The sequence below is a fragment of the Shewanella sp. SP1S1-7 genome, assembly GCF_031932105.1.
GTDB lineage: Bacteria > Pseudomonadota > Gammaproteobacteria > Enterobacterales > Shewanellaceae > Shewanella > Shewanella baltica.
Window position 1 is genome coordinate 158,209 of sequence record NZ_JAUOEU010000004.1, and the last position, 23,367, is coordinate 181,575.

The following is a 23,367-nucleotide window of genomic DNA, read 5'->3' on the forward strand; positions in this document are numbered from 1 at the left end:
GATGTCCTTTAATTGCTCAGATTGGTGCTTATTCTACTGACGAGAAACAGTTAAGATTAACCAACTGGCTGAAATTGAAAACGAATCTGCCTAATATAGCCGCATTCAACCTAGGCGACTAGCTCACCTTAGTGGCTTGAATGCGATAAATGCTGACATTTATTGCCCAATGTTAATACTAAGCAAATGAAATTGCATGGGAATACTCGCGTTTATTCACGCCAAGGGTGAAATTGTAACTAAATGGGCATCAGCAACTTTTGGCGCATTTATCGTTTGTTGCCACTCGCTGAGTGGCAAAAGAATTTTTATTAGTCCAAAATCATAACTCTCTGATTATAAAATATTAGGCGTTTATGCACTTGTCCATGAGTTATAAAAATGCTTCGAAATGGGGCTTATTAGTCCTGTTGATTGGATTGGCGCTAAGCGCGTTATTAACAGGGTTGACGGGGCGCATGAACGCCCAAACGATTGAGCAAGCCTTGCGCGAAAACGCGGAGCAAATCAGTGAGAACGTGATTAACCGTATCACCTTATATCAATATGGTTTACGCGGTGCACGCGGCACGATAGTCACTGCGGGTGAGCATGGGATTAGTCGTGCTAGCTTCCATCGTTATAGTTTAACGCGGGATGTGGACCATGAGTTTCCCGGCGCCCGTGGATTTGGCTTTATTCGTCGAGTACCCAGTGCCGATGAAGCGGCATTTATAGCAAGAGTTCGTCAAGATGATTGGCCTGATTTTAATATTCGCCAACTTAACGCCCATGATGGCGAAAGATACGTTATTGAATATATTGAGCCTGTAGACCGCAATAAAGCTGCCGTTGGCTTAGATATTGCCTCAGAAGCACATCGTAAAGCCGCTGCCGATGCGGCTATGTTATCCGGTGAAGTGCGCTTATCTGCACCCATCACATTAGTGCAGGCTACAGGTAGGCCGCTACAATCATTCTTAATTCTGCAGCCTATTTATCGCACGGGTTTAGTACCTAAAACACAACAGGATAGACTTTCAGCCGGGTATGGTTGGAGTTATGCCCCCTTAGTGACGAACGAAGTTCTAATGGGGTTAGCGTTGAATCAGAAGATGACTAAGCTGTTGCTTAGCGATATCACTCAAGCTGAGCGTCCCATCAGTTTTTTTGAAACACACCCTGATGATGCGTCTCCACTATCTGCATATCGCCATAAAATGACGAAAGACATTTTTGGGCGTCAATGGCAGATAGAAGTCATCGCTTATCCATCATTTATTAAGTCACTGCGTCTTAATCAGCCCAGTTTAGTGCTGTTGAGTGGCAGTTTGTTTAGCCTGCTTTTAGCTGCGTTAATTGCCATGTGGTCTATTAGTTTGCAGCGTAAGAAACAAGTACAACTTGAGCAGGCAAGGCGCGCTAACATGCTGGAGCATTCCCTCGATGGCATTATCAGTTATGACACTAAAGGCCAAATTACCAGTTGGAACCGAGGTGCGGAGCAGTTATTTGGTTATACCGAGGCGCACGCTCTTGGCCAGTCGTGTTGTAAATTGATTATTCCTGCCAGCATAGTGCAGCAAGAAAGAGCATTATTCGCCGAAGTGTTAGCGGGGAAAACCTTATTAAATCGGATATCTAGCCATCAACGACAAGATGGTAGCCATTTATCAACCTCGACAACAGCCATGCCTATTTACGACGAACACGGCAACATAGTAGGTATGAGTCAAACGATCCGCGATATTACGGCGCAGCAGGAAGCTGAGCGATATATATTGAGCTTAAATGCGAGTCTCGAACGGCAAGTAGCCAAGCGTACCCATGCGCTGCAGCAGGCGTTACTCGAAAACCAAACCTTGCTCGACACTATTAATCAACAGCTACTCTATTCCGTTACTGACCCCAATGGCGTCATCTTAGAGGTGAATGATAATTTTTGCCGTATTAGTGGCTATGCGCGTGAGCAACTGGTGGGGAAAACCCATGCAATACTCAAGTCAGGTGAACATGATGCATCTTTCTGGCGAGCTATGTGGCAACAGATAAACGTGGGACAGTCTTGGCACGGTGAAATCTGCAATCGTGATAAGCACCAAACGTTGAAATGGTTCGATACTGTGATTGGTCCAGTATTTGATGAATACGGTAAAATTGAACGTTTTGTGGCATTAAGGATTGATATTACCGACCGTAAGTTGACACAGATTGAGAAAAATAACTTAGGGTCATTACTGACTAACGTGCTCGATGCCGCCTCTGAAATGTCCATCATAGCCACTGATGTACAAGGGAATATCACCATTTTTAACCGTGGAGCAGAGCGCTTACTCGGTTATTCAGCCGAGGAAATGATAGGTCAATCTACCCCTGCGCCTCTGCATTTGCCAGAGGAGGTGATGATAAGGTCTGCAGAGTTATCCGCTGAATATGGTAAAGACATTCAAGGCTTTGATGTTTTCATCTATAAGGCAAGAGCCGAAGGTTCGGAAACCCGCAATTGGACCTATGTGCGTAAAGACGGTAGCCAGTTTCAAGTGTCACTTTCTGTCACTGCGATGCGGGACAGTGTTGGCGAGATTATTGGTTATTTAGGCATTGGCGTCGATATTTCACTGATGTTACTGCAGCAACAAGCACTGATGACGGCCAGTAACCATTTAAGTAAGGCCGCCGAAGTGGCTCAGTTAGGTATCTGGACTTGGAATCTGCTCGGTAATTCGCTTGAATGGAATGAACGTATGTTTGCGATTTACGATCAGCCTGAAAGTCTTCGTGAACAAGGATTAACCTATGAGCACTGGTCGATGCGGGTCCATCCTGACGATATTGCTTTTGCTGATGCTAAATTGAAAGGCGCTGTGGAAGGAACGGCGCAATATGACCCTATTTTTAGGGTGGTAAGGACTGATGGCTCGATTCGCTACGTTCAGGCAGCCGCCCAAGTAGAGCGCGATAAACAGGGTCATGCTATTAGAGTGATTGGGATTAATTTAGATATTACTGAACAGCAACAATTGGAAGAAAGCTTGCGAGAGGCTAAGCAGGAGGCCGATACGGCGAGTGCGGCTAAGTCTGCATTTTTAGCCAATATGAGCCATGAAATTCGCACTCCAATGAATGCTGTATTAGGCATGCTGCAATTAATTCAATACACCTCTTTGTCTAGGCAGCAGCAAGATTATGTTAATAAAACTCAAACGGCTGCTAAGTCCTTATTAGGACTACTGAACGACATTCTCGACTTTTCTAAAATTGATGCAGGCAAGTTAGTACTCGATCTTCATCCTTGTTCGATTGAATTGCTGATGCGGGATCTTGCCGTTGTACTGTCGGGTAACCATGGTGATAAAGATGTCGAGGTGATGTTTGATCTCGACACGGCTTTACCTCCTTGGTTATTAGCAGATCAACTTAGATTGCAACAGATCCTCGTTAACCTCGCAGGTAATGCCCTTAAATTCACTCACCACGGTCAGGTGATTGTCGGCATTGAATGTTTACGCCATGAGGCTGATACAGTCACAGTACAAATTTCAATTACCGATACGGGTATTGGTATCAGTGATGAGCAGATTGAGCGGATTTTTACCGGATTTGAACAGGCAGAATCCTCAACATCACGCCGCTTTGGGGGCACAGGGCTCGGGCTAGCAATAAGCAAAAGGCTTATCGGCCTTATGGGCAGTGAGTTACATGTGACCAGCAAGGTGGGTGTTGGAAGCCGTTTCTGGTTTGATATGACGTTTCCTATCATACAAGTCGAAGAAACTCGGCATACAGACCTTAGCGGATACCGTGTGTTAGTGGTTGATGATAATGAATTGACGACGGAGATTTTAGAGAAAATTTTGACCGGATTTGGGTGTGAGGTTGAAACTGCCTTAGGTGGATATGCGGCTCTCGCGAAGGTTAAACAATCACATGAAAAATCGACACCGTTTGATGTGGTGTTGATGGATTGGCGTATGCCAGGCCTTGATGGGTTACAAACCGCCGAAATGCTGCGTAACTCAGACGCGAATAACCAGACTCCGCTGGTGGTGATGTTAACGGCCTACGGCCATGAAGTGATTGCCGAGAGTCAGCAAATTAGACATGTCCCTTTCGTTAATTTCCTCACTAAACCTGTGACATCGCAGATCTTGGCTGAAGCTGTGTTAAATGCCATCGAAGGTAAGACAATGGAGGCGCACCCTCAGCCGCGTTCACAGCGATTTTTAGCAGGGCTAACCATATTAGTGGTGGAAGATAATCAACTCAATCGACAAGTTATCGATGAGCTATTGAGTTATGAGGGCGCGAATGTCGTATTGGCAGAAGGCGGCATGGAAGGTGTTTCCTTGGTGCTCGAGAGTGGTGACTTATTCGATATTGTCATCATGGACATGCAAATGCCCGATATGGATGGATTGGAGGCGACTCGACGTATCCGCGCTGATGGACGTTTCGCAGCATTACCGATACTTGCGATGACAGCTAATGCTTCACAGTCCGATAGGCAAGAGTGTCTCAATGCGGGTATGAATGACCATGTTGGCAAACCCATCGATATGCCACTATTACTACCGAGTATTTTGCGCTTAGTTGGCCGTGAGGATATGACCTCTGCTGAATTTGAAGGGCACTGGCCTGAAGCGACGCAGGAGCAGAGTGATGAGCAATTACTCGATGATATTCGCCTGATCCTGCGTCGTTTTGGGGGTAATCAGTCTTTCTTCCAAAAAATGGCCAAAAGTTTTGCGCCTGAAATGATGAAGCAACTCGCGCTCTTTAAGCAGTCGACTAAGATATTTGATCACTCAACGGCGGCGGCGATTAGCCATGGTATTAAAGGCATTGCCAGTAATTTTGGTGCTCGGCGTTTAGCTGCGCATGCGGCTTACTTAGAGAAACAGTTTAAGCAAGAATGCCCTGAACTGATTGATATTAAGCGCTGGACGGATACGTTAGAGGAACTGATTAATCAGAGTAGTCAGCAGCTTTCAACCTACTTTGAGGTGGCAGAATTTAATGCAGTTATTAGCGATAATGTAGAAAAAGCCGTGTATTCTTCGGCATCGGTGCAAAGTGTTAAGACGGATCTTAATACCCTAATGAACCTATTAAAAGAGAACAATTTAGAAGCTATGGCCTTAACTGACCAGTTAGCTGAATTGCTGTCAGGCCATCCACAATGGTCCATATTGCATGGGCAAGTGCAAGCGCTCGATTTTAATCAGGCATTAGATACGCTACGGATTATCATGTTGGAGGAGGCGTAATGCATCTTGCAGAATTAATTGCTCGGCCCCAAAGTGAGAAAGGTAAGATCCTCATCGTTGATGATCAGCCGCTCAATATCAAAATACTGCATCAACTCTTCAATGAAGAGTATGAGTTGTTTATGGCGACCAATGGTGAGCAGGCGATAGCCATATGCCAGAAGGTACAGCCAGATTTAGTGCTGTTAGACATTGAAATGCCTGGTATGTCGGGTTTTGACGTTTGCCAACATCTTAAAGCCGATCCTGAAACCGCGACTATTGGAGTTATTTTTGTCACGGCTCATTTTGATGAAGTGCAAGAAGTTAAAGGTTTTCAGCTGGGAGCAGTCGATTTTATCCATAAACCTATCAATCCAATTATCACCACTGCGCGGGTAAAAAATCAGTTTACCCTCAAGCGACAATCCGATCTGTTGCATTCCATCGCGCTGCTTGACAGTTTAACGGGTGTCGCTAATCGACGTCAGTTTGAGCAGCGACTTCCTGAAATATGGAAACATTGCTGCCGCAACGAGTTAGCCTTATCTGTGGTGATGCTAGATGTGGATTTTTTTAAACGTTTTAATGATCGTTATGGTCATCAGGAAGGCGACCAATGTTTGCGACAGGTTGCAAAAGCCATAAGCGATTCTCTGCAGCGCGCGACTGACTTTGTTGCACGTTATGGCGGGGAGGAGTTTATTTGTATTCTGCCAGAAACCAAGCTTGCCGGTGCCATTCATACGGCACAGAAAATAGTGAATGCAGTACAAGCTTTGCATCTTGAACATCTCGAGTCGAGCTTCCAAGAAGTGACGATTAGTGCGGGTGTCGCGAGCGTGCTACCCAAAAGTGATTTGACTTGGCAAACACTGATCGAAACAGCGGACCAGCAATTGTACTTGGCGAAAGAGAGTGGACGTAACCAAGTAGTGGGCCTAGGGCTTTAGCCTGTGAGTTTGTATGTGATTTTTAGCGTGCATTTTGTGAAATTGCCGCTGTTTTTGGTTCAGCATGTGGATAATAAAGAGTTATGAAAGCGCATTTGATCACCCGACAGGGTTGGCAAACTTTAGATAAAGAATTGAAGTATTTGTGGAAAGAATATCGGCCGCAAATCACCCTTAAAGTCCAAGAAGCGGCGGCGCAAGGCGACCGTAGTGAGAACGCTGATTACACCTACAACAAGCGTTTGTTAAGACAAATTGATGGCCGAGTCAGATACTTAGTCAAGCGTTTAGAAGAATTAAAAATTGTCGATTACTCGCCGCAGCAGGAAGGTAAAATATTCTTCGGTGCTTGGTTTGAGCTTGAAAATGAAGCCGGTGATCGCGTGCGTTATCGGATCGTCGGTAAAGATGAACTCGATACCAAATTGGGCTACATCACCATAGACTCGCCCATGGCGCGTGCCTTAATCGGCAAGCAAGTGGACGATGAGGTGGTAGTGCAAACGCCATCGGGTCCAAAAGAGTGGTATATCAATCAGATCCGTTACACTCCTTTTGAAACCACTCTCGCCAGCGAGGCAGATTAGCGACAGGGTTGCCGCCGTGACAACCGCTGCGGTCACCATGGCATGACGGGGAAAGATCAAAGACTCTGCTTTGACCTAGGCTTTAGCATGAAACATACGGGGCGCCTGTGGTATCTTTGGCGCAATAACGACTTACTTTACAGTTAGGCACGACACTTTATTTATGCAAACTAATGCACATAACATCGCTCAGATTATCGCTCAAGAACTGAATGTTCGTGAGCAACAAGTTGCCGCAACCATCACTCTGCTTGACGATGGTGCGACAGTTCCCTTCGTTGCCCGTTATCGTAAAGAAGCCACGGGCGGATTAGACGATACGCAACTGCGTACCTTGTACACACGTTTAGGTTACCTGCGTGAGCTGAACGACAGACGCCAAGTGATTCTGTCTAGCATCCAAGCTCAGGGTAAGTTAACGCCAGAATTACAAAGGGCTATTGACGACGCAGACAGCAAGACACGTCTCGAAGATTTGTATCTGCCATTCAAACCTAAGCGCCGCACTAAGGGCCAAATCGCTATCGAAGCTGGGCTTGAACCATTAGCCGATGCCTTACTGGCTGACCGTAGCGCCGATGTCGAAGCCAAAGCTGCAGATTATATCAATAGCGAAGCGGGTTTCGCCGATGTGAAAGCTGTGCTTGAAGGCGCGCGTTATATCCTGATGGAGCGCTACGCCGAAGACGCGGAATTACTGCGTAAAGTGCGTGAACATTTAAGCCAAAACAGTGTGTTAGAAAGCCGCTTAATTGCAGGTAAAGAGAAAGAAGGCGCGAAATTCCGTGATTATTTCGAGCATACCGAACAGTTAGCGAAAATCCCTTCTCACCGTGCGCTGGCGATGCTGCGTGGTCGTAACGAAGGTTTCTTAGCGTTATCTATGAATGCCGATCCTGCTGCTGAGGCCGGTCAAGGTAGTTATTGCGAAGTGATTATCAGTGATCACTTAGGGCTGAAACTGGGCGATAGCAGCGTCGATCAATGGTTGAAAACTGTAGTGACGGCGACATGGCGCATTAAGATTGCGCTACAGATGGAAACCGAGTTTATTTCGCAAATGCGCGAACGCGCCGAAGCCGAGGCCATTAAAGTTTTTGCCCGTAACTTAGGTGATTTATTGATGGCCGCTCCTGCGGGCGCGAAAGCCACCATGGGACTCGATCCTGGTTTACGTACTGGCGTGAAAGTGGCTGTGGTCGATAACACGGGTAAGATGTTGTGCCATGCGACGATTTTTCCGCACGCACCGCAAAATCTGTGGGAAAAGTCGATTCGTACTTTGGCGAACTTAGTCAAAATGCATAAGGTTGAATTGATTGCGATTGGTAACGGCACGGCATCACGGGAAACCGACAAGCTGGCCGCTGAGCTGATTGCCGCAGTGAAAGATACCCATCCACAGTTGACTAAAGTGATGGTCAGCGAAGCGGGCGCGTCTGTGTATTCGGCATCGGAATTGGCGGCGCTGGAGTTTCCTGATCTCGATGTCTCGATTCGTGGTGCTGTGTCTATCGCGCGTCGTTTGCAGGATCCGTTAGCCGAACTGGTGAAGATTGAGCCTAAGTCTATCGGTGTGGGTCAATACCAACACGACGTGAGCCAAAGCCAATTATCGGGTTCGCTGGAAGCTGTGGTGGAAGACTGTGTAAACGGTGTGGGTGTGGATCTCAACATGGCCTCTGCGCCTTTGTTGTCGCAAGTGGCTGGTTTAAACAAGACGTTAGCTAAAAACGTGGTCGATTACCGCGATGCCAATGGTCAGTTTAAGAATCGTAAAGAGTTGCTGAAAGTGCCACGTTTAGGGCCTAAAGCCTATGAGCAAGCGGCGGGCTTTTTGCGTATTCGTGAAGGTGACAATCCACTCGATGCCTCGTCTGTGCATCCAGAGGCTTATTCGTTAGTGGAAACTATCGCTAAGACTAAGCAAGTGGAGCTGGCGAGCCTGATGGGTAACTCAGATCTACTGCGCAGCATCAAACCTGAAGAGTTCATTACGGCGGAGTTTGGTTTACCTACTGTGACGGATATTTTGGCCGAACTGGATAAGCCAGGTCGTGATCCCCGTGGTGAGTTTAAAACCGCCAAGTTTAAAGATGGTGTGGAAGAACTTAAACACTTGAAACCTGAAATGGTGCTCGAAGGTGTGGTGACCAACGTGACTAACTTTGGTGCCTTCGTCGATATTGGCGTGCATCAAGATGGACTGGTGCATATCTCTTCACTGACCGACAAGTTTATCAGCGATCCCCATACAATAGTGAAAGCGGGTGATGTGGTCAAAGTCAAAGTGATGGAAGTAGATGTTGAGCGTCGCCGTATCGGTTTGAGCATGCGTTTGGATGAAGCTATCGATCAAAGTAAATCGCAGCAAAGACCACATAATCCAGCCAGAACTCATAATGGTAAGGCACCACAGTCGACGAAACCTGCTGCACGTCCTGCGCAAAAGCAAGCACCTAAAGCACCTGCGAACGCGGCCATGGGCAATGCCTTTGCCGATGCCTTCGCTAAGCTGAAAAAGTAAGCGTTAACCGTTAAGACTCGGACTTAAGCCATGTCCGAGTCGACTTTTTTACATGTTACTCACAAAATTGTTGCATCAATATCGTCTTAGGGAATATAAAGTCGGCATTTAATGCAACGTTAAGCAAAATCGGTTGTCATAGCACAGCTTATTCAACGATTTTTTCAAATTGACACTCCAACGCTGAGTGGCTCTTTATACGTTTTGGGGTAACACATGCAATCTGGTTTATCACCTCGCGGGCACAACAATGCCCATGGGCCTTTCCGCGCCATCTTTATTTTCTCGCTATTAGTGCTTTTTATTGCCACCGCGAGCCGTATCGCTTTAGGGCTGTGGCAAGCCGATCGCGTGGCCGCTGTGGATGGTTGGTCGCATCTCTTAATCCAAGGTTTACGCGTCGATATCGCTACCCTGTGCTGGTTATGGGGTATTGCCGCCTTAGGAACCGCATTATTTTCGGGTGATCATTTTATTGGCCGTCTGTGGCAGCCGATTTTACGGGTGTGGTTAACTGTCGGTCTGTGGATCATCCTCTTTTTAGAAGCATCGACCCCTGCGTTTATTGAAGAATACGGTATTCGCCCGAATCGTTTGTATGTGGAATATCTGATCTACCCGAAAGAAGTGCTTTCTATGCTGTGGGCGGGTCGCAAACTTGAGCTGATCTTCTCCGTGCTATTAACTATCGGTACGCTTTGGGGCGGCTGGGTGTTAAGCGGTAAGCTCACTAAAAATCTACGTTTTCCGCGCTGGTACTGGCGTCCAGTATTGGCAGTGCTTGTTATCGCCATGACGTTATTGGGTGCGCGTTCAACCTTAGGCCATAGACCGATTAACCCTGCTATGGTGGCGTTTGCCGACGATCCATTAGTGAACTCTTTAGTCATCAACTCAGCCTATTCATTAGTGTTTGCCATCAAGCAGATGGGCAGTGAAGAAGATGCCTCTAAAGTGTATGGCAAGTTAGATAACGCTGAGATTATTGCGACCATAAGACAGGAAAGTGGTCGTCCTGACAGTGCATTTACCTCAACGGATATCCCATCGCTAAGCTTTAACCAAGCCAGTTATACCGGAAAGCCAAAGAACTTAGTGATCCTACTACAAGAGAGTTTAGGCGCACGTTTTGTGGGGAGTTTAGGTGGTTTACCGCTGACTCCGAATATCGATGCTTTATCCAAAGAAGGTTGGTATTTCGATAATTTGTACGCCACAGGTACTCGTTCAGTGCGCGGGATAGAAGCCGTAACGACAGGTTTTACCCCGACGCCAGCTCGTGCTGTGGTGAAACTGGGTAAGAGCCAAGTTGGCTTCTTCAGCATAGCTGAATTACTTAAAAATCATGGTTATACCACGCAGTTTATCTATGGTGGTGAGAGCCATTTCGACAATATGCGTAGCTTCTTTTTGGGCAACGGCTTTAGTGACATCATAGATCAGAAAGATTATAAATCTCCGGCCTTCGTGGGTTCGTGGGGCGCGTCAGACGAAGACTTAATGCGTAAGGCGAATAGTGAGTTTGAGCGTCTACACAGTGAAGGTAAGCCTTTCTTTAGTTTAGTGTTTAGCTCGAGTAACCACGATCCATTCGAATTCCCAGATGATCGTATCGAGCTGTACGAGCAACCTAAGCAAACCCGTAATAATGCGGCGAAATATGCCGACTATGCGATTGGTGAGTTTTTCAAACTGGCGAAAAATGCGGACTACTGGAAAGACACGATTTTTATCGTGGTTGCCGACCATGACAGCCGAGTGGGTGGCGCGGATCTGGTGCCAGTGTCACGTTTTCGTATTCCGGGTTTAATCCTTGGGGATAATTTAGCGCCAAAACGCGATCATCGTATTGTGAGCCAAATTGATTTACCGCCAACACTTCTATCATTGATTGGTATTTCAGACTCTTATCCTATGCTGGGCCGAGATTTGACCCAGGTCAGCGATGATTGGCCTGGACGCGCGTTAATGCAATACGATAAAAACTTTGCCCTGATGGAAGGTAAAGATGTAGTGATCCTGCAGCCAGAAAAAGCGGCTCAAGGTTTCGAATATAACGAAAAAACTGAGCAGTTAACGCCTTATGCGCCAGCTGCAGCAGCGTTAGAGAAGAAAGCCTTAAGTTGGGCATTATGGGGCAGTTTGGCCTACCAGCAAGAGCTGTATCGTTTGCCTAAATAAGCGTTAAACAGCATAAAAAATGCCGCTATTTTTAGCGGCATTTTTGTTTATCATTCATGTTAATTTTGTGCGCAAACGGATTCATACGATTAGAATAGGTTAAATCCACGTCGACATAATAGATTCTTGCTCTGGCTGAGTCTGTTGTTGATAGAACTGACCAATGCGTTGCCCAAGCTGTTGATAAAATTGAGTCGGTTCTCCTTGGAGCGATTGACGCGCCGCACTACTGGTATTCGCTTTGGCGTTACTGCTGGCATAATTTGCCGCACCTTGACTGACCTTTAAGCGGATATCCTTACGTTGCAGCGCCGCTTGACCGCGTGCAGCAATTTTAAGTGTCTTAGGTAACACCCGCTCGGCCACCACAAGGGGGGCTTTTTTCTCTTGCTGTTGTTGGCTTTGTTGCTGCGAGGATTGCTGTTGCTGCTGTTTTTCTTGAACTTGTTGCTGATTATTTTCGAGCGTTTTGGTTTGTTGCTGAGTTTGATCCGCTGTGCGTTCATTCTGCGGATTAAAGGCACGTTCTTCATGACCTTTAGTGGCAGCTTGTGGGGGAATAACCACAGGTTTCAGTTGGTTGTCGACCCGAGCCGAGTCCGTCGCGACATTACTGGTCGCTAGTGGGACTTGGGGGTAGTTACTGACAACTAACATGGAAAATTCCTTGGTGCACTAATGGTTAAATACTAGTCATTAATCGCTCAAAGATAAAGCGTTAGCGTGTCTGTAACGCTAACCAAGGCATAAATACCTGCAAAAACTCCTGTTGATGGGAAATAAACGGCGCATGGGAGGCTTTGGCTAGCATCACATCTTCAATTTGCGGCGTGATCGGCATCTTAGGTTGTACGCGTTTGGGGACTAGTCCATCGAGTCGTCCCCAAATTCTAAGCCAAGGTTGCTGTAACTCTGTCAGTTGCGGCCTTAAGTCGATGTCGGTCAGCATACTCAGACCTTGAGTTAAGGCTCTGGCATCGGGTAACGGACGCGCAAGCACAAGATCGCGCAGTCGTTTGATATCTTCCTTGGCGGTTTCGCTGCCCATGGCCTGAATCGCCAGAAATTTCTCAATGGTTTTAGGTAAATTTTGGCCGAGTTGTTCTCTAAATTGATTAAGAACTTGTGGCGGAATGCCCGGCCATGCTTCGTCTTCCCTTGCCATAAAGCAAGGGGATGAGGCAATAGTAATCAAGCCTTTGATTTTTTGTGGATAACTCAGTGCTGCCTGAGTCGCCACGAGCCCACCGAGTGACCAGCCGGCCCAAATAGCGTGTTCTGGTAATGCGGCGACTAAGGCATCGACCCAAGCTAATAGATCACCTTCCACCATCTGACTATGGCCGAAGCCCGGCAAGTCGACATAGTGCACCCTATACTGAGACAGTGACTCATGTAATGGCGTAAACACAGCGCTATTGACTCCCCAACCGTGAAGCATCACCAGATCTGGCCCTTGGCCTCTGATTTCAATATGCAAATTTTCGTGGTTTGTGGATGTCACTTGGCTCACTTGAGTGCCTCAAAAATGGATTAGGTGATTGTATGCCGCACTTTGTCAAAAGGATTTGGCCGCCATCCGCTTGGCGGATAATGCGTTTAGGCTATCAACTCGGCACAAGCTGGTTGGCGAGCAGTTTACCTAACCGTTGCCTGCTGTGCCACCAATCCATACCTATCCCCGAGACGGGCATTTGTATCGTTTGTCTTCAATCTGGCTTATATCATGGACCTATTTGCTTAGGCTGCGGTAAGTCGATGCAAATCGAGGTCGATTATTGCGGTGAATGCCAAAAGCGTCAGCCGCGTAAAGTCGTTGCGCCCTGCAGTTATCATCAAGGTTTAGGGGCTTGGATTGGCGCGATTAAATATCAAGGGCAACTTGCCGCTTTGCCCGTGCTATGCCGTGCCTTAGTGGCACGAATTAAGCTATTAGAACTGCAAGGATTAATCACGCTGCCCCAAGCGATAGTGCCAGTTCCATTGCATCCAAAACGCTTGCAACAACGGGGATTTAATCAGGCGTGGTTAATTGCCCATGAGTTATCACAGCTCTTGCAACTGCCATTAGTGAGCGAGGGCTTAACGCGCCAGCAAGACACTCGGCCGCAGGCCGGGCTTTCAGGTGCACAACGACGACGAAACTTACAAGATGCCTTTATGTTAGCGGATGATTTTGCGTTCCAGCGTATTGCACTGGTGGATGATGTGGTCACGACAGGCACCACAGTCTCTGAAATTGCCCGCTTATTCGAAGCGCGATACGTGCATGTGCAGGTATGGTGTTTGGCAAGGGCAGAGGCGCCAGGCTTGTTGGATGATCTCGATAATGAATGAGAAGCATGTATATAGCGCCTTGGAATGTCTGCTTAAGTGACTGTCTTAGTGGCATTATTCGATTTTAATACGTTAAGATCATATCGTTTAAACAGCCCAAATTACCCAGTCGAATCGTGATCGCTATGGCAAAAATCCACAAACTTGCTACCCAAGGGACTACAAAGCAAAGGTGAGTCGGAGTATCATACGGCTAATTCTTACTAAAACACTCAGGTATCCCCTGACGGAGCAGGTTTTCATGATTACCATTTCCGATGCGGCTCAAGCCCATTTTGTTAAGTTGTTAGCAGATCAACCTGAAGGCACTCATATTCGCGTATTTGTGATCAGTCCAGGAACCTCGCAAGCCGAGTGTGGTGTGTCTTATTGTCCACCGGATGCAGTCGAAAGTGATGATATTGAAATCGAGTTCACTGGCTTCAATGCTATGGTCGATGAGAAGAGTGCACCTTTCCTTGAAGATGCCACTATCGATTTTGTGACTGACCAATTAGGTTCACAACTCACGCTGAAAGCACCTAATGCAAAAATGCGTAAAGTGTCTGGCGATGCACCTTTAGTCGAGCGTATCGAATACGTGATCCAATCTGAGATCAACCCTCAGTTAGCCGGCCATGGTGGTAATATCATGCTGGTTGAAATCACTAAAGAAGGCGTAGCTGTACTGCAGTTCGGCGGTGGTTGTAACGGTTGTTCTCAAGTTGATATCACCCTGAAGGATGGTATCGAGAAACAACTGTTAGACATGTTCCCAGGTGAGTTGACTGGCGTACGTGACGTGACAGATCACCAACACGGTGAACATTCTTACGCTTAATCTTGTTTGTTAAGCTGAATAAAAAACGCGACCTTAGAGTCGCGTTTTTTTATGTTTTGGCTTTCGCTTAAAGTACTGTTGTTCAGTTATAACTTAGGGTTGAGATTATCAGCTAAGAACTTATCTAAGGCTTTAAATGTCGCGAGTCTGTTGTCGTTATTGCTCAGGTAATGATCGCCATTTTCCAGCTCAATATACTCCACTGGTTTTTTCAGTGATTTGAGTTCGTCATACATTTCTCGGCTGTGTTGAACCTTAACCACTCTGTCCTTATCGCCATGTAGCAGTAATACTGGGATGTTAATTTTATCGGCTTTACTGATCGGCGAGCGGTCATAGAGCGCATCAAAGTCATCCCCTATTTGCTCTTTAACCACTTTGTAGTTAGTAAATCTTCGGCTCGATTTCACTAGATAGGCCACATCGGTGACACCCGCTACACTCACGGCGCAGCGGTAGAGATCGGGAGTCATGGCGGCCCCCATTAAGGCCGCGTAACCACCATAGCTAGCCCCGACAATACAAATATGTTTAGGATCGCTAATCCCTTGATCTATTAAGTAGCGAGTTCCATCTTCGACGTCGTTTTGCATTTCGAGTCCCCAGCTTTTCAGGCCAGCTTTCATAAACTCATAGCCGTAACCTGCCGAGCCCCTGAAGTTCATCCGAAATACCGCATAACCACGATTAGCGAAGAACTGTGCCCAGTAGTCGAAGTCGTTGCTGTCGTAACTGATGGGGCCGCCATGGGGGAAAATAATCGTCGGCAGTTGCTTTGCTTCAAGCCCTTTTGGCACGGTTAGGTAAGCATCGATTTTGAGCTTATCCCTTGCTTCATATGTTAAATATTGGGTATCGGCGAGGAGTTCACTCTTGAGTCTGCCGTATCGGTTAGCGATTGGATAAAGCGTTTTTTCGTCCCTATCGCCAAAATAGTAAGTGCCGGGCTCGGTCGAGCTAGTGGAATACACTATGTAGCGTCGTTCATCGGCACTGAACTGAGTAATATAGTTGTGTGCGTTGGGTAACACGGCTTTTAGGCCATTTTGTAGGCCCACATATTCTTTTTCCCAAAAGGTGTATTCTTCGCCGTCACCTTCACTGATACCAATCACTTTTTTCTTCAGTTTCGAATAGAGTAAATTACCTTCAACGTCAGTATCTTCATTGGCGTAGACCAACTCTTTTGTGAGCTTAGGATCGGTCAGATTGACTTTAAATATGGCTTCGAAACCTTGGTGATAGGCGCGAACGTAAAGAATATTGGGGTCAGCATCAAAACCTAATGGCCAAACACTGTCTTCTGAAAAGGCTTTAAAGGTCCAAAGTAAACGTGAATCTCTCTTTTGCTCAGCCTGTTCATAAATGCGGTACTCAGTATCATCGTTATAGATAGAAATACGGACCTTGTGTTGCCTGTCAGTAATCCAACTGATGATCTTCTTTTTAGCATTTTGGGTGTAACTGGATTTACCCTGCGCTAAATTGACTTTAAGTACACTATCTTCGCCTACGTTTTCGCCCATTCCGTCTAATGACAGTAAAATATTGTCGGGATCATCTGCCATAAGATCGATAATTTGCCCCTGATGTTGCGGTATCCAATTGAGACGTTCTAAGACACTGCGTGGAATGACACTCGAGGTTTTTTTAGTGGTCAAATCATACTTAACAAGGCGGGTTTCGGTTGTCGGTGTACCGTAACGGTTAGCCGGAAACTTAGCACTGATCAGTAAGATATTATCGTTTGCCCACTGCAGAGACAGGATGACAAATTTTTGATTATCCGTGTGCAGTGGAATGCTTTTTTCGCCTGTTTCTATATCTTGGATACTAACGACAGTACCTTTGAGTTTGGCTTGGTCGACGCGTACAACCGATGCGAGTTTTTTGCCGTTAGGCGAGAGCTGTACAGAGCTCACATCTGGGATGCTGGCAAAGGCTTCAACGGGTAATTGTGGCGCTGTGTCGGCAACGGCATGGTTGCATAGCCACAGGAAAAGCAGCGGTAAAATCCTTTTCATTATAGAATCACATCTTTGTTACAATTGTAAAATCAACATCATAGTGATTTTGAGATTTGTAAACTACTGTCTTTACAGATTTATTTATTCAAAAAGCTTTTGCTGAAATAATAGTGCCCCGCAAGCGTTAGGCTTCTGGCGATCATAAAGACACTCATGGCGGCCCAAAGGGCGTGGTTACCTTGCTCAGGCAATAATAGTTGCTGCAGCAAATACCATGTCGGGAAAAATGCACCGAAGGTGGCGAGTATCATGCTATTGCGCATCACTTTGCCTTTAGCTGCACCGATATAAACCCCGTCGAATAAATACGAGCTAAAAGACCATAAAGGCAAAAATATCAGCCAGATAAGATAGGTCTGTGCTGTGGTTCTGACCTCATTAATGCTGGTCAATAACGCGATAATATTACTGCCAAAAAGACTGAATACAGCGCAGAACCCTAACGCCGTAATGGCCGACCAGCTCCAGGCTAAGATCACTGCTTCCCGTAATTGCTCCGCCTGTTTTTGGCCATAGGCTCGGCCGACTTCTGCCTCGGCATAATAGGCAATGCCATCGAGTGCATAGGAGAGTAACAGCAGTAAATTCAGTAACACGGCATTGGCGGCAACGGTGTTATCACCCAGACCCGCACCATGAAAAGTCATAAAGGCAAAGGCCGCTTGCAGGCAGAGGCTACGGATAAAAATATCTGTGTTGAGCCTCAGTAATTTGCCATAACCCGTCAGAGTGACATGGGGTAATAGCTGGGATAAGTGAAAATCGGCTTCGCGCTTGAGTTGCTGTAACACCATAGTGAGTGCGACTGAGAAAGCGGTGATATCGGCAAAGACTGAGGCGAGGGCAGCGCCTTTAACGCCCCAGCCTAAGCCGAGGACAAACACCACATCGAGAATAATATTGGCAAGGTTGGCTAATATCAGCTGCCACATAGCGGCTTTAGGTTGCTGACGTCCCAATAGCCAGCCAAGCATTACTAAGTTGAGTAGGGCGAAGGGCGTTGACCAAATTCGTACCTGAAAATACTCGCGGCAATAGCGCTCGACTTCGCTACTCGCTTCGGATAATCCTAGCGCTAAATTTAATATCGGGACTTGCAGCGCGATAACGCCAGCGCCCAATAACACAGCTAGCATAGCGCCTTGGACTAAGAGTTTATGCTGGGCGTGAAGATCATTTGCACCATAGGCCTGCGCGACTAAACCTGTGGTCGCCATACGCAAAAATCCCAATAACCAAATGATTAATGTGATAATCGTTGACCCGACAGCGACTCCCCCTAAATAATAGGCTTCACTCAGATGACCTATGACAGCCGTATCGACTAAGCCCAAAAGTGGGATAGTGATATTGGAGAGTATCATCGGCAGGGCAAGCGCCAGAAATTGACGATTTTTCGCGCCGTTAAGCATTAGGTCGAGCCAAGTTGATTTAGCAGTATTCATTAATTTCAGAGGTGTTCACATTATGGTTAAACGTGTGCTGTTGGCACTCATAGGGCTAATGACGTTTTCTGCCCATGCCGTGGTCATTCTGCAATATCACCATGTGTCAGAAACCACTCCGGCGGCCACAAGCGTGACGCCCGCGCAATTTCGTGAGCAAATGCAGTTTCTAGCCGATGATGGCTTTAAGGTGATCCCGCTTTCTCAGGTAGTTGAAGCGATAAAGCAAAAACAAGATTTACCTGCGAAAACAGTCGCGATTACCTTCGACGATGGTTATCGCAGCATAGCCACTACGGCGCATCCTATCCTAAAGGAATTTGGATTTCCCTACACCTTGTTTGTGGCAATTGAGCCGATTAAACAAAAGTTTACCGAGATGATGACTTGGGATGAGCTGATAACGCTATCCAAGGAAGGCGCCGATATTGCTAACCACAGTTGGGCGCACGAACATTTGATCCGCGCCTTAGAAAATGAATCACAGGCGCAGTGGCTAGCGAGGGTAAAGGCCAATGTTTTAGACACAGAAAAAGCCATTTTGGATGCCACAGGTCACAATTTCAAAATGCTGGCTTATCCCTACGGTGAGTACAATCAAGCCTTGCAGGATATGTTAACTGAGAACGGCTTTGTCGCCTTGGGGCAACAATCGGGTGCCGCTGGGCCCTATTCGCCATTAACGGCGCTGCCGCGTTTCCCTGTTGCAGGACAATATGCTGATTTAAAAAGCCTTAAGGCCAAGCTATACAGTTTAAATATGCCTGTGATTGCGCAGAGTCCTAGTGATCCTGAGTTAAAGGGCGGCCATTGGCGCCCAGAGCTTAAAGTCACCCTAGATATGAGCGATATCTCGGCTAAGCAAGTGATGTGTTATATCCAAGGCCAAGGTTCAAAACAGCCGACTTGGTTGAGTGAGAACGAGTTTAGTGTTCAAGCGGATTTAGCCTTACCTGCGGGTCGTTCGCGTTACAACTGCACTGCGCCGAGTAAGGCGCGCAATGGCTACTATTGGTTTTCTCAGCCTTGGGTGAGGCCAAAGGACGATGGCTCTTGGGTCAAAGAGTGATCAACGGCTAGGTTTGTATTGCGCCACTATTTTTCTAAAATCGCTAATCATTTCATCATTTAACACCTGCGGCGGTTTGCCTAACGCTGCCGTAGGCTTAAACACTGCGACTCGCGTTCCCTGCGGCGACACCAACACATAACCCGCACTATGGTCGACTTGGTAGTTTTCCCCTTCACCGACCATGGCATAGGTCAGTCCTAAGCTGCGGGTGAGCGGGAAGATTTGTGTCTGCTCGCCCGTGACCGCTTTAAATTCTGGATTGAAAAAATTAACATAGGTCAGGAGTTTATCCGGTGTGTCCCGTTTGGGGTCGACGGATAAAAACACCACCTGCAATGGCGCAATTTTGTTTAGATCGGGATAAGCCGCCGCGAGTTTATTTAAGGTCGTAGGACAAACGTCGGGGCAAAAGGTAAAACCGATAAAGAATAAGCTCCATTTCCCCTGCAAACTGGCGTTGGTAAAAGCCTGCTGATGTTGATCAACCAATTCAAAGGGCGCTAATTCATAGGCCTGAGGAAACAAAAAACCACTCTCTAGCTCGATAGGTTTCGGGGGATTAAATTTCACCGCAAATAGGCCGCCAAGGCCGATCAATAATATGGCGATGACTAAAATTCTTTTCTGCATTATTGGCTCCATAACGACAGGTTAGCGCGACAAACGAGTTGCATACACTAGTTCCACAAATAGTGGTCGAGAAGTAATGCCATGAATAACAACATCAAATGATAGATAGAGAAGCGGAACACTTGCATCGCCAAGCCATCATGATCCCGATATTTGAGTTGCCATGCTTTATAGATAAATCCGGTGCTGAGTAAACTCGAGCAGACGAAATACACGGGCCCACACATGCCAACCAGCACAGGTAATAGGCAAGCAATTGCCAGCAATACTGTGTAAAGCAGAATACAGGTTTTAGTAAACTCGACACCGTGGGTAACGGGCAGCATGGGAATATCCACTTTGGCATATTCGGCGCGTCTGTGAATGGCCAGAGCCCAAAAATGTGGCGGCGTCCACGTAAAGATGATGATCACTAACAACAGCGCATGGCCGTGAAATTCGTTCGTCACTGCCGTCCATCCCAGCAAGGGTGGCATGGCTCCCGCAAGGCCGCCAATCACAATGTTTTGTGATGTCGCGCGCTTCAAATAGGCCGTATAAACCAAGGCATAACCAATCAAGCTGGCAAAGGTGAGCCAAGCCGTGAGTGGATTTACTAAGGAATATAAGACGATAAAGCCAAGGCTACCTAAGCTGGCAGCGAAAATTAACGCGCGGGTTGCCGAAATGCGTCCCTTAGGCAGCGGGCGATTGTAGGTGCGCGCCATTAAGCCATCGATACGGCGATCGATCAGATGATTCAACGCCGCCGCCGAGCCCGCCATCATGGCAATGCCCAGCATACCAGCGAGTAAAGGTTGAACGGGCACAGCATTGGGCACGGCCAAACACATGCCGACTAAGACAGTGAGCAGCATAAGTGCGACCACTTTAGGTTTGGTCATTTCAAAATAGGCGCGCCATGTCACGCTGAACGTGGGTAGGCTACTGGTGATTGAGAGTGGTTTTGCCATCTTGGATCCCTCGCTTATGCTTTGCGCCATAAAAAATAGTTGATTGCGACTAAGGTCAGCAGCAGTAATGCCGCCCCGCCATTGTGAGACACGGCAATGCCGAGTGGTAAATGCATCACTACGTTAGAAATACCTAAGCTCACTTGTAGGATCACTAGCCCTACCAATAAGAGGCTTAAGGCCCTCATCCCAGCAGCGCCAACAAATAATCGATAGGCGAGCACGAGTAATAAACTCGCGGTAACGATAGCGCCAATTCGGTGGGCGATGTGGATAGTCATACGGGCTGGGTAATTGAGCACCCCAAATTCGAAACTGTGGTGTTGGCCTTGAAACGGTGAAAAGGCTTCCGCTATTGCCAAATTATCCACCCAATTGCCTTCGCAAATGGGTAAAGCGGTGCAGGCGAGCGCCGCATAATTAGATGATGTCCAAGCGCCCAACATAATCTGTCCTACAAGAACGAATAGGCTCACCAGTGCCAGCGGTGCCAGATTGCGGGCATAGGTTTCGCTATTAAAGATCCGCCGTGGTCGGGTTCGCAGATAGAGTAGTAACAGCAGAGAAATCAGGCTGAAGCCACCAATAAGATGCGACATCACCACTATGGGCATGAGTTTCATCGTCACTGTCCACATGCCGAGTGCCGCTTGAAAGAGGATCAATAGCACTATGATGAGCGGCAATTTTTTCGGTGCTTCTGGCGTTTTCAAACACAGCACTAAGATGAATAACACCAGTAAGCCAAGTCCGCCGGCGATATATCTGTGGATCATCTCCAGCCAAGCTTTTTCTGGGTGGATATCATGATCGGGGAAGATGGTTTGTGCATGGGCGATTTCATGGTCTTGGGTGGGCACCTTGATATGGCCGTAGCACCCCGGCCAATCTGGGCAGCCGAGCCCCGCATCCGATAGGCGAGTGTAAGCGCCCATTAAGATCACCAACAAGGTAAAGACTAAGGTTAAGCGTAGGACCCAAGTTAGCTGCATCAATCTACCCTCGACAGTTTTAACAACTTACGCAGATCCGCAATCAAGGCCTTGCCTTGAGCTAAATGGGCTTCTCTGCCCTGCACTTGGGGATAGCGCAGCACTAAGCTGCCTAAGGGATCGACTATGATCAGCTGCTGTTCATCTAGCCAATGGTTTAAGCCAGCATTGGCGGGACGTGTGTTGAAGTGAAAGGCGCTTAAAGCATTGAGATCGCTGTCGGGATGGGTGAGGATCAGTGGTTCGACTCGTGCCTGATCTGGCCCTAAAGCAGTGTGGCTTTGGCGTAAAATATACAGGCGTTCGCGGCAAGCATCGTCGCATTGGGCGGGCAGTAAATATAGCAGTTGCCATTCTTTGGGATTGGGATTCTCAACCCCAAGGCTGGCATAACTGGTCTCAGGATTGATCAGCTCGCCATGATTGGTGGCGCCGCCGTGGTATAAATTCAGGCTCAGCACTAGCTTGGCTATCACCACGGGCGCGATAAACGCCAGCAACAATAAGCCCAATGCCTTGTGTTTCGATTTATTCTGGGAGTTCATGCTTGCTCCTCTCATTCAAATTATCCCTAATTTATTGTTTTATATTTATTTAGTTTTTATTTGTATCTTGCTAAGTATGGTACGAATTTCCCTATTCGCTCCTTGAGTTTGCGATTGTTTCGGCACTATGGCGTTTTACATACTTAATCCCTTGCCACAGCATGAGCCCAGCAAACACGGCTGCCATCGAAAACCACTGCAGCGCATAACCCCAATGTTTTTGCGCCGATAGTGGGAAGGGCTGCCAAGGATGTGGCAAGGCGAGGGCGGGTAGCTCATCCGGTTGCAGCACTGCATCGAGTAAAGGGTGGCCTAACAGCTGCGCCATTTCCGGTATATTCAAATTCTGAAAGCGAATACTTGTCCCCGTTTCTGCCATTAAAGCCTGGCTCAAGGGATTGATTTGCTTTTGATAAAGCCGACCTTCGATATTCAATTCACCGCTAAGTGGGCTGATGTGGGGCAACTCATCACGGTGGGTACTGGCCGCGACAAAACCTAATTCGACCAGTAACCAAGGTTGACCCGCAGTCACTTGCAGGGGCTGAAAGGCTAAATAGCCCACTTGGCCCTGATAGATTTGATTATCCAGCAGCCATATTTGCGAGCTCGCGGGTATGGCGTGCACTTGCAGTCGATAACCTGTTACGCCTTCCTTATCGATTTTGAGTTGGAGCTGCTCAAAACTTAATGGCAGCAAGGATTGTCTTGCCTCCATTTGGGCTAACAGCATGGTTTTTTCTTCGCCGCGGGCTAATTGCCATAGACCCAACTTGACCAACATCACGAATACAGCCACAGTCAAGATCAGTAAAAAAACCGTTAATTTATTCAGCAGAACATAAGGATATTGCATGAATACCCTATTCATTTTTAAATTGGTCTTAGTTCTGCTGTTGCTGTTCATCATTTTTAATCTAGGTAGGGCCTTGTTTATTATGGTTAAAGGTGACGATAAAGTGCCTATGAGCCGTTATCTTGGTCGCCGGGTGATTTTCTCGGTACTCGTTATTCTGTTGCTGCTGGTGGCCTTAGGGACTGGGTTAATCAGCCCCAATCCCACGCCTTACTAA

General features: G+C 47.1%; 18 protein-coding genes. 9 read left to right on the forward strand and 9 right to left on the reverse strand.

From position 1 onward, the window contains the following. Nucleotides 1–356 precede the first annotated feature (356 nt). The 5 genes from Q4Q49_RS05215 to Q4Q49_RS05235 all read left to right on the forward strand — a co-directional run bounded on the left by Q4Q49_RS05215 (nucleotide 357) and on the right by Q4Q49_RS05235 (nucleotide 11,473). Nucleotides 357–5,246, forward strand: coding sequence for a PAS domain S-box protein (locus Q4Q49_RS05215; protein ID WP_311998802.1), 4,890 nt, complete (start codon nucleotides 357–359; stop codon nucleotides 5,244–5,246). Beyond that, entirely contained in the window at nucleotides 5,246–6,178 is a 933-nt protein-coding gene (locus Q4Q49_RS05220) for a diguanylate cyclase (RefSeq protein WP_014620512.1), read from the forward strand. The genes Q4Q49_RS05215 and Q4Q49_RS05220 overlap by 1 nt, the downstream gene beginning before the upstream one ends. A gap of 83 nt (nucleotides 6,179–6,261) precedes the next feature. Next, nucleotides 6,262–6,765: a transcription elongation factor GreB gene (gene greB / locus Q4Q49_RS05225; RefSeq protein ID WP_006079584.1), complete on the forward strand. Its 504-nt coding sequence runs from the start codon at nucleotides 6,262–6,264 to the stop codon at nucleotides 6,763–6,765. Nucleotides 6,766–6,928: 163 nt separating this feature from the next. Beyond that, the gene (locus Q4Q49_RS05230) at nucleotides 6,929–9,292 is read left to right on the forward strand and encodes a Tex family protein (protein ID WP_311998803.1); all 2,364 of its coding nucleotides are present in this window, start codon (nucleotides 6,929–6,931) and stop codon (nucleotides 9,290–9,292) included. 216 nt (nucleotides 9,293–9,508) lie between these two features. Beyond that, the gene (locus tag Q4Q49_RS05235) at nucleotides 9,509–11,473 is read left to right on the forward strand and encodes an LTA synthase family protein (RefSeq protein ID WP_259483618.1); all 1,965 of its coding nucleotides are present in this window, start codon (nucleotides 9,509–9,511) and stop codon (nucleotides 11,471–11,473) included. A gap of 99 nt (nucleotides 11,474–11,572) precedes the next feature. Here Q4Q49_RS05235 and Q4Q49_RS05240 read toward each other — a convergent pair whose 3' ends face one another. Both Q4Q49_RS05240 and bioH read right to left on the reverse strand, forming a co-directional pair. Further along, nucleotides 11,573–12,130: a hypothetical protein gene (locus Q4Q49_RS05240; RefSeq protein ID WP_259566129.1), complete on the reverse strand. Its 558-nt coding sequence runs from the start codon at nucleotides 12,128–12,130 to the stop codon at nucleotides 11,573–11,575. 61 nt (nucleotides 12,131–12,191) lie between these two features. Beyond that, nucleotides 12,192–12,986, reverse strand: coding sequence for a pimeloyl-ACP methyl ester esterase BioH (gene bioH / locus Q4Q49_RS05245; protein ID WP_311998804.1), 795 nt, complete (start codon nucleotides 12,984–12,986; stop codon nucleotides 12,192–12,194). A gap of 32 nt (nucleotides 12,987–13,018) precedes the next feature. On the opposite strand from bioH, the gene Q4Q49_RS05250 reads away from it, so the two are divergent. Continuing rightward, a complete protein-coding gene (locus Q4Q49_RS05250) occupies nucleotides 13,019–13,810 on the forward strand; it encodes a ComF family protein (protein ID WP_311998805.1) in 792 nt (263 codons plus the stop codon). Between the two features lie 241 nt (nucleotides 13,811–14,051). Then, on the forward strand, nucleotides 14,052–14,630 hold the full coding sequence (nfuA, locus tag Q4Q49_RS05255; protein ID WP_006079591.1) for a Fe-S biogenesis protein NfuA: 579 nt from the start codon (nucleotides 14,052–14,054) through the stop codon (nucleotides 14,628–14,630). 86 nt (nucleotides 14,631–14,716) lie between these two features. On the opposite strand, the gene Q4Q49_RS05260 is transcribed toward nfuA, so the two are convergent. Together Q4Q49_RS05260 and Q4Q49_RS05265 are read right to left on the reverse strand one after the other, a co-directional pair. Then, nucleotides 14,717–16,654 carry a S9 family peptidase gene (locus Q4Q49_RS05260; protein ID WP_311998806.1) on the reverse strand — a complete coding sequence of 646 codons (1,938 nt, stop codon included), beginning with the start codon at nucleotides 16,652–16,654 and terminating at the stop codon, nucleotides 14,717–14,719. 80 nt (nucleotides 16,655–16,734) lie between these two features. Next, nucleotides 16,735–18,102, reverse strand: a complete 1,368-nt coding sequence (locus Q4Q49_RS05265; protein WP_311998807.1) for an MATE family efflux transporter — start codon at nucleotides 18,100–18,102, stop codon at nucleotides 16,735–16,737. A 22-nt stretch (nucleotides 18,103–18,124) separates the two neighbouring features. Between Q4Q49_RS05265 and Q4Q49_RS05270 the strand changes: the two genes are divergently transcribed. Then, nucleotides 18,125–19,171 (forward strand): polysaccharide deacetylase family protein, encoded by a 1,047-nt coding sequence (locus Q4Q49_RS05270; RefSeq protein WP_006084622.1) that lies wholly within the window; start codon nucleotides 18,125–18,127, stop codon nucleotides 19,169–19,171. Here the strand turns inward: Q4Q49_RS05270 and Q4Q49_RS05275 are convergent, their stop codons facing one another. The 5 genes from Q4Q49_RS05275 to Q4Q49_RS05295 all read right to left on the reverse strand — a co-directional run bounded on the left by Q4Q49_RS05275 (nucleotide 19,172) and on the right by Q4Q49_RS05295 (nucleotide 23,150). Then, nucleotides 19,172–19,804 carry an SCO family protein gene (locus Q4Q49_RS05275; protein WP_006084621.1) on the reverse strand — a complete coding sequence of 211 codons (633 nt, stop codon included), beginning with the start codon at nucleotides 19,802–19,804 and terminating at the stop codon, nucleotides 19,172–19,174. Nucleotides 19,805–19,851: 47 nt separating this feature from the next. Beyond that, nucleotides 19,852–20,757 carry a heme o synthase gene (cyoE, locus tag Q4Q49_RS05280; RefSeq protein ID WP_107402927.1) on the reverse strand — a complete coding sequence of 302 codons (906 nt, stop codon included), beginning with the start codon at nucleotides 20,755–20,757 and terminating at the stop codon, nucleotides 19,852–19,854. A gap of 14 nt (nucleotides 20,758–20,771) precedes the next feature. Further along, on the reverse strand, nucleotides 20,772–21,749 hold the full coding sequence (locus tag Q4Q49_RS05285) for a COX15/CtaA family protein (protein WP_311998808.1): 978 nt from the start codon (nucleotides 21,747–21,749) through the stop codon (nucleotides 20,772–20,774). After that, the gene (locus tag Q4Q49_RS05290) at nucleotides 21,749–22,294 is read right to left on the reverse strand and encodes a hypothetical protein (protein WP_311998809.1); all 546 of its coding nucleotides are present in this window, start codon (nucleotides 22,292–22,294) and stop codon (nucleotides 21,749–21,751) included. The genes Q4Q49_RS05285 and Q4Q49_RS05290 overlap by 1 nt, the downstream gene beginning before the upstream one ends. Nucleotides 22,295–22,385: 91 nt before the next feature. Next, the gene (locus tag Q4Q49_RS05295; protein WP_311998810.1) at nucleotides 22,386–23,150 is read right to left on the reverse strand and encodes an SURF1 family protein; all 765 of its coding nucleotides are present in this window, start codon (nucleotides 23,148–23,150) and stop codon (nucleotides 22,386–22,388) included. Between Q4Q49_RS05295 and Q4Q49_RS05300 the strand changes: the two genes are divergently transcribed. Continuing rightward, a complete protein-coding gene (locus tag Q4Q49_RS05300) occupies nucleotides 23,149–23,367 on the forward strand; it encodes a DUF2909 family protein (protein ID WP_006079600.1) in 219 nt (72 codons plus the stop codon). The genes Q4Q49_RS05295 and Q4Q49_RS05300 overlap by 2 nt on opposite strands.

Excerpts from the sequence above, each read along its gene's own strand:
- Q4Q49_RS05250 (WP_311998805.1), top strand. The coding sequence starts at position 13,019 with ATGCCGCACTTTGTCAAAAGGATTTGGCCGCCATCCGCTTGGCGGATA.
- Q4Q49_RS05275 (WP_006084621.1), bottom strand. The coding sequence starts at position 19,804 with ATGCAGAAAAGAATTTTAGTCATCGCCATATTATTGATCGGCCTTGGC.
- greB (WP_006079584.1), top strand. The coding sequence starts at position 6,262 with ATGAAAGCGCATTTGATCACCCGACAGGGTTGGCAAACTTTAGATAAA.
- Q4Q49_RS05300 (WP_006079600.1), top strand. The coding sequence starts at position 23,149 with ATGAATACCCTATTCATTTTTAAATTGGTCTTAGTTCTGCTGTTGCTG.
- Q4Q49_RS05230 (WP_311998803.1), top strand. The coding sequence starts at position 6,929 with ATGCAAACTAATGCACATAACATCGCTCAGATTATCGCTCAAGAACTG.
- Q4Q49_RS05235 (WP_259483618.1), top strand. The coding sequence starts at position 9,509 with ATGCAATCTGGTTTATCACCTCGCGGGCACAACAATGCCCATGGGCCT.
- cyoE (WP_107402927.1), bottom strand. The coding sequence starts at position 20,757 with ATGGCAAAACCACTCTCAATCACCAGTAGCCTACCCACGTTCAGCGTG.
- Q4Q49_RS05220 (WP_014620512.1), top strand. The coding sequence starts at position 5,246 with ATGCATCTTGCAGAATTAATTGCTCGGCCCCAAAGTGAGAAAGGTAAG.
- Q4Q49_RS05285 (WP_311998808.1), bottom strand. The coding sequence starts at position 21,749 with ATGCAGCTAACTTGGGTCCTACGCTTAACCTTAGTCTTTACCTTGTTG.
- Q4Q49_RS05265 (WP_311998807.1), bottom strand. The coding sequence starts at position 18,102 with ATGAATACTGCTAAATCAACTTGGCTCGACCTAATGCTTAACGGCGCG.
- Q4Q49_RS05240 (WP_259566129.1), bottom strand. The coding sequence starts at position 12,130 with ATGTTAGTTGTCAGTAACTACCCCCAAGTCCCACTAGCGACCAGTAAT.
- Q4Q49_RS05290 (WP_311998809.1), bottom strand. The coding sequence starts at position 22,294 with ATGAACTCCCAGAATAAATCGAAACACAAGGCATTGGGCTTATTGTTG.
- nfuA (WP_006079591.1), top strand. The coding sequence starts at position 14,052 with ATGATTACCATTTCCGATGCGGCTCAAGCCCATTTTGTTAAGTTGTTA.
- Q4Q49_RS05260 (WP_311998806.1), bottom strand. The coding sequence starts at position 16,654 with ATGAAAAGGATTTTACCGCTGCTTTTCCTGTGGCTATGCAACCATGCC.
- Q4Q49_RS05215 (WP_311998802.1), top strand. The coding sequence starts at position 357 with ATGCACTTGTCCATGAGTTATAAAAATGCTTCGAAATGGGGCTTATTA.
- Q4Q49_RS05270 (WP_006084622.1), top strand. The coding sequence starts at position 18,125 with ATGGTTAAACGTGTGCTGTTGGCACTCATAGGGCTAATGACGTTTTCT.
- Q4Q49_RS05295 (WP_311998810.1), bottom strand. The coding sequence starts at position 23,150 with ATGCAATATCCTTATGTTCTGCTGAATAAATTAACGGTTTTTTTACTG.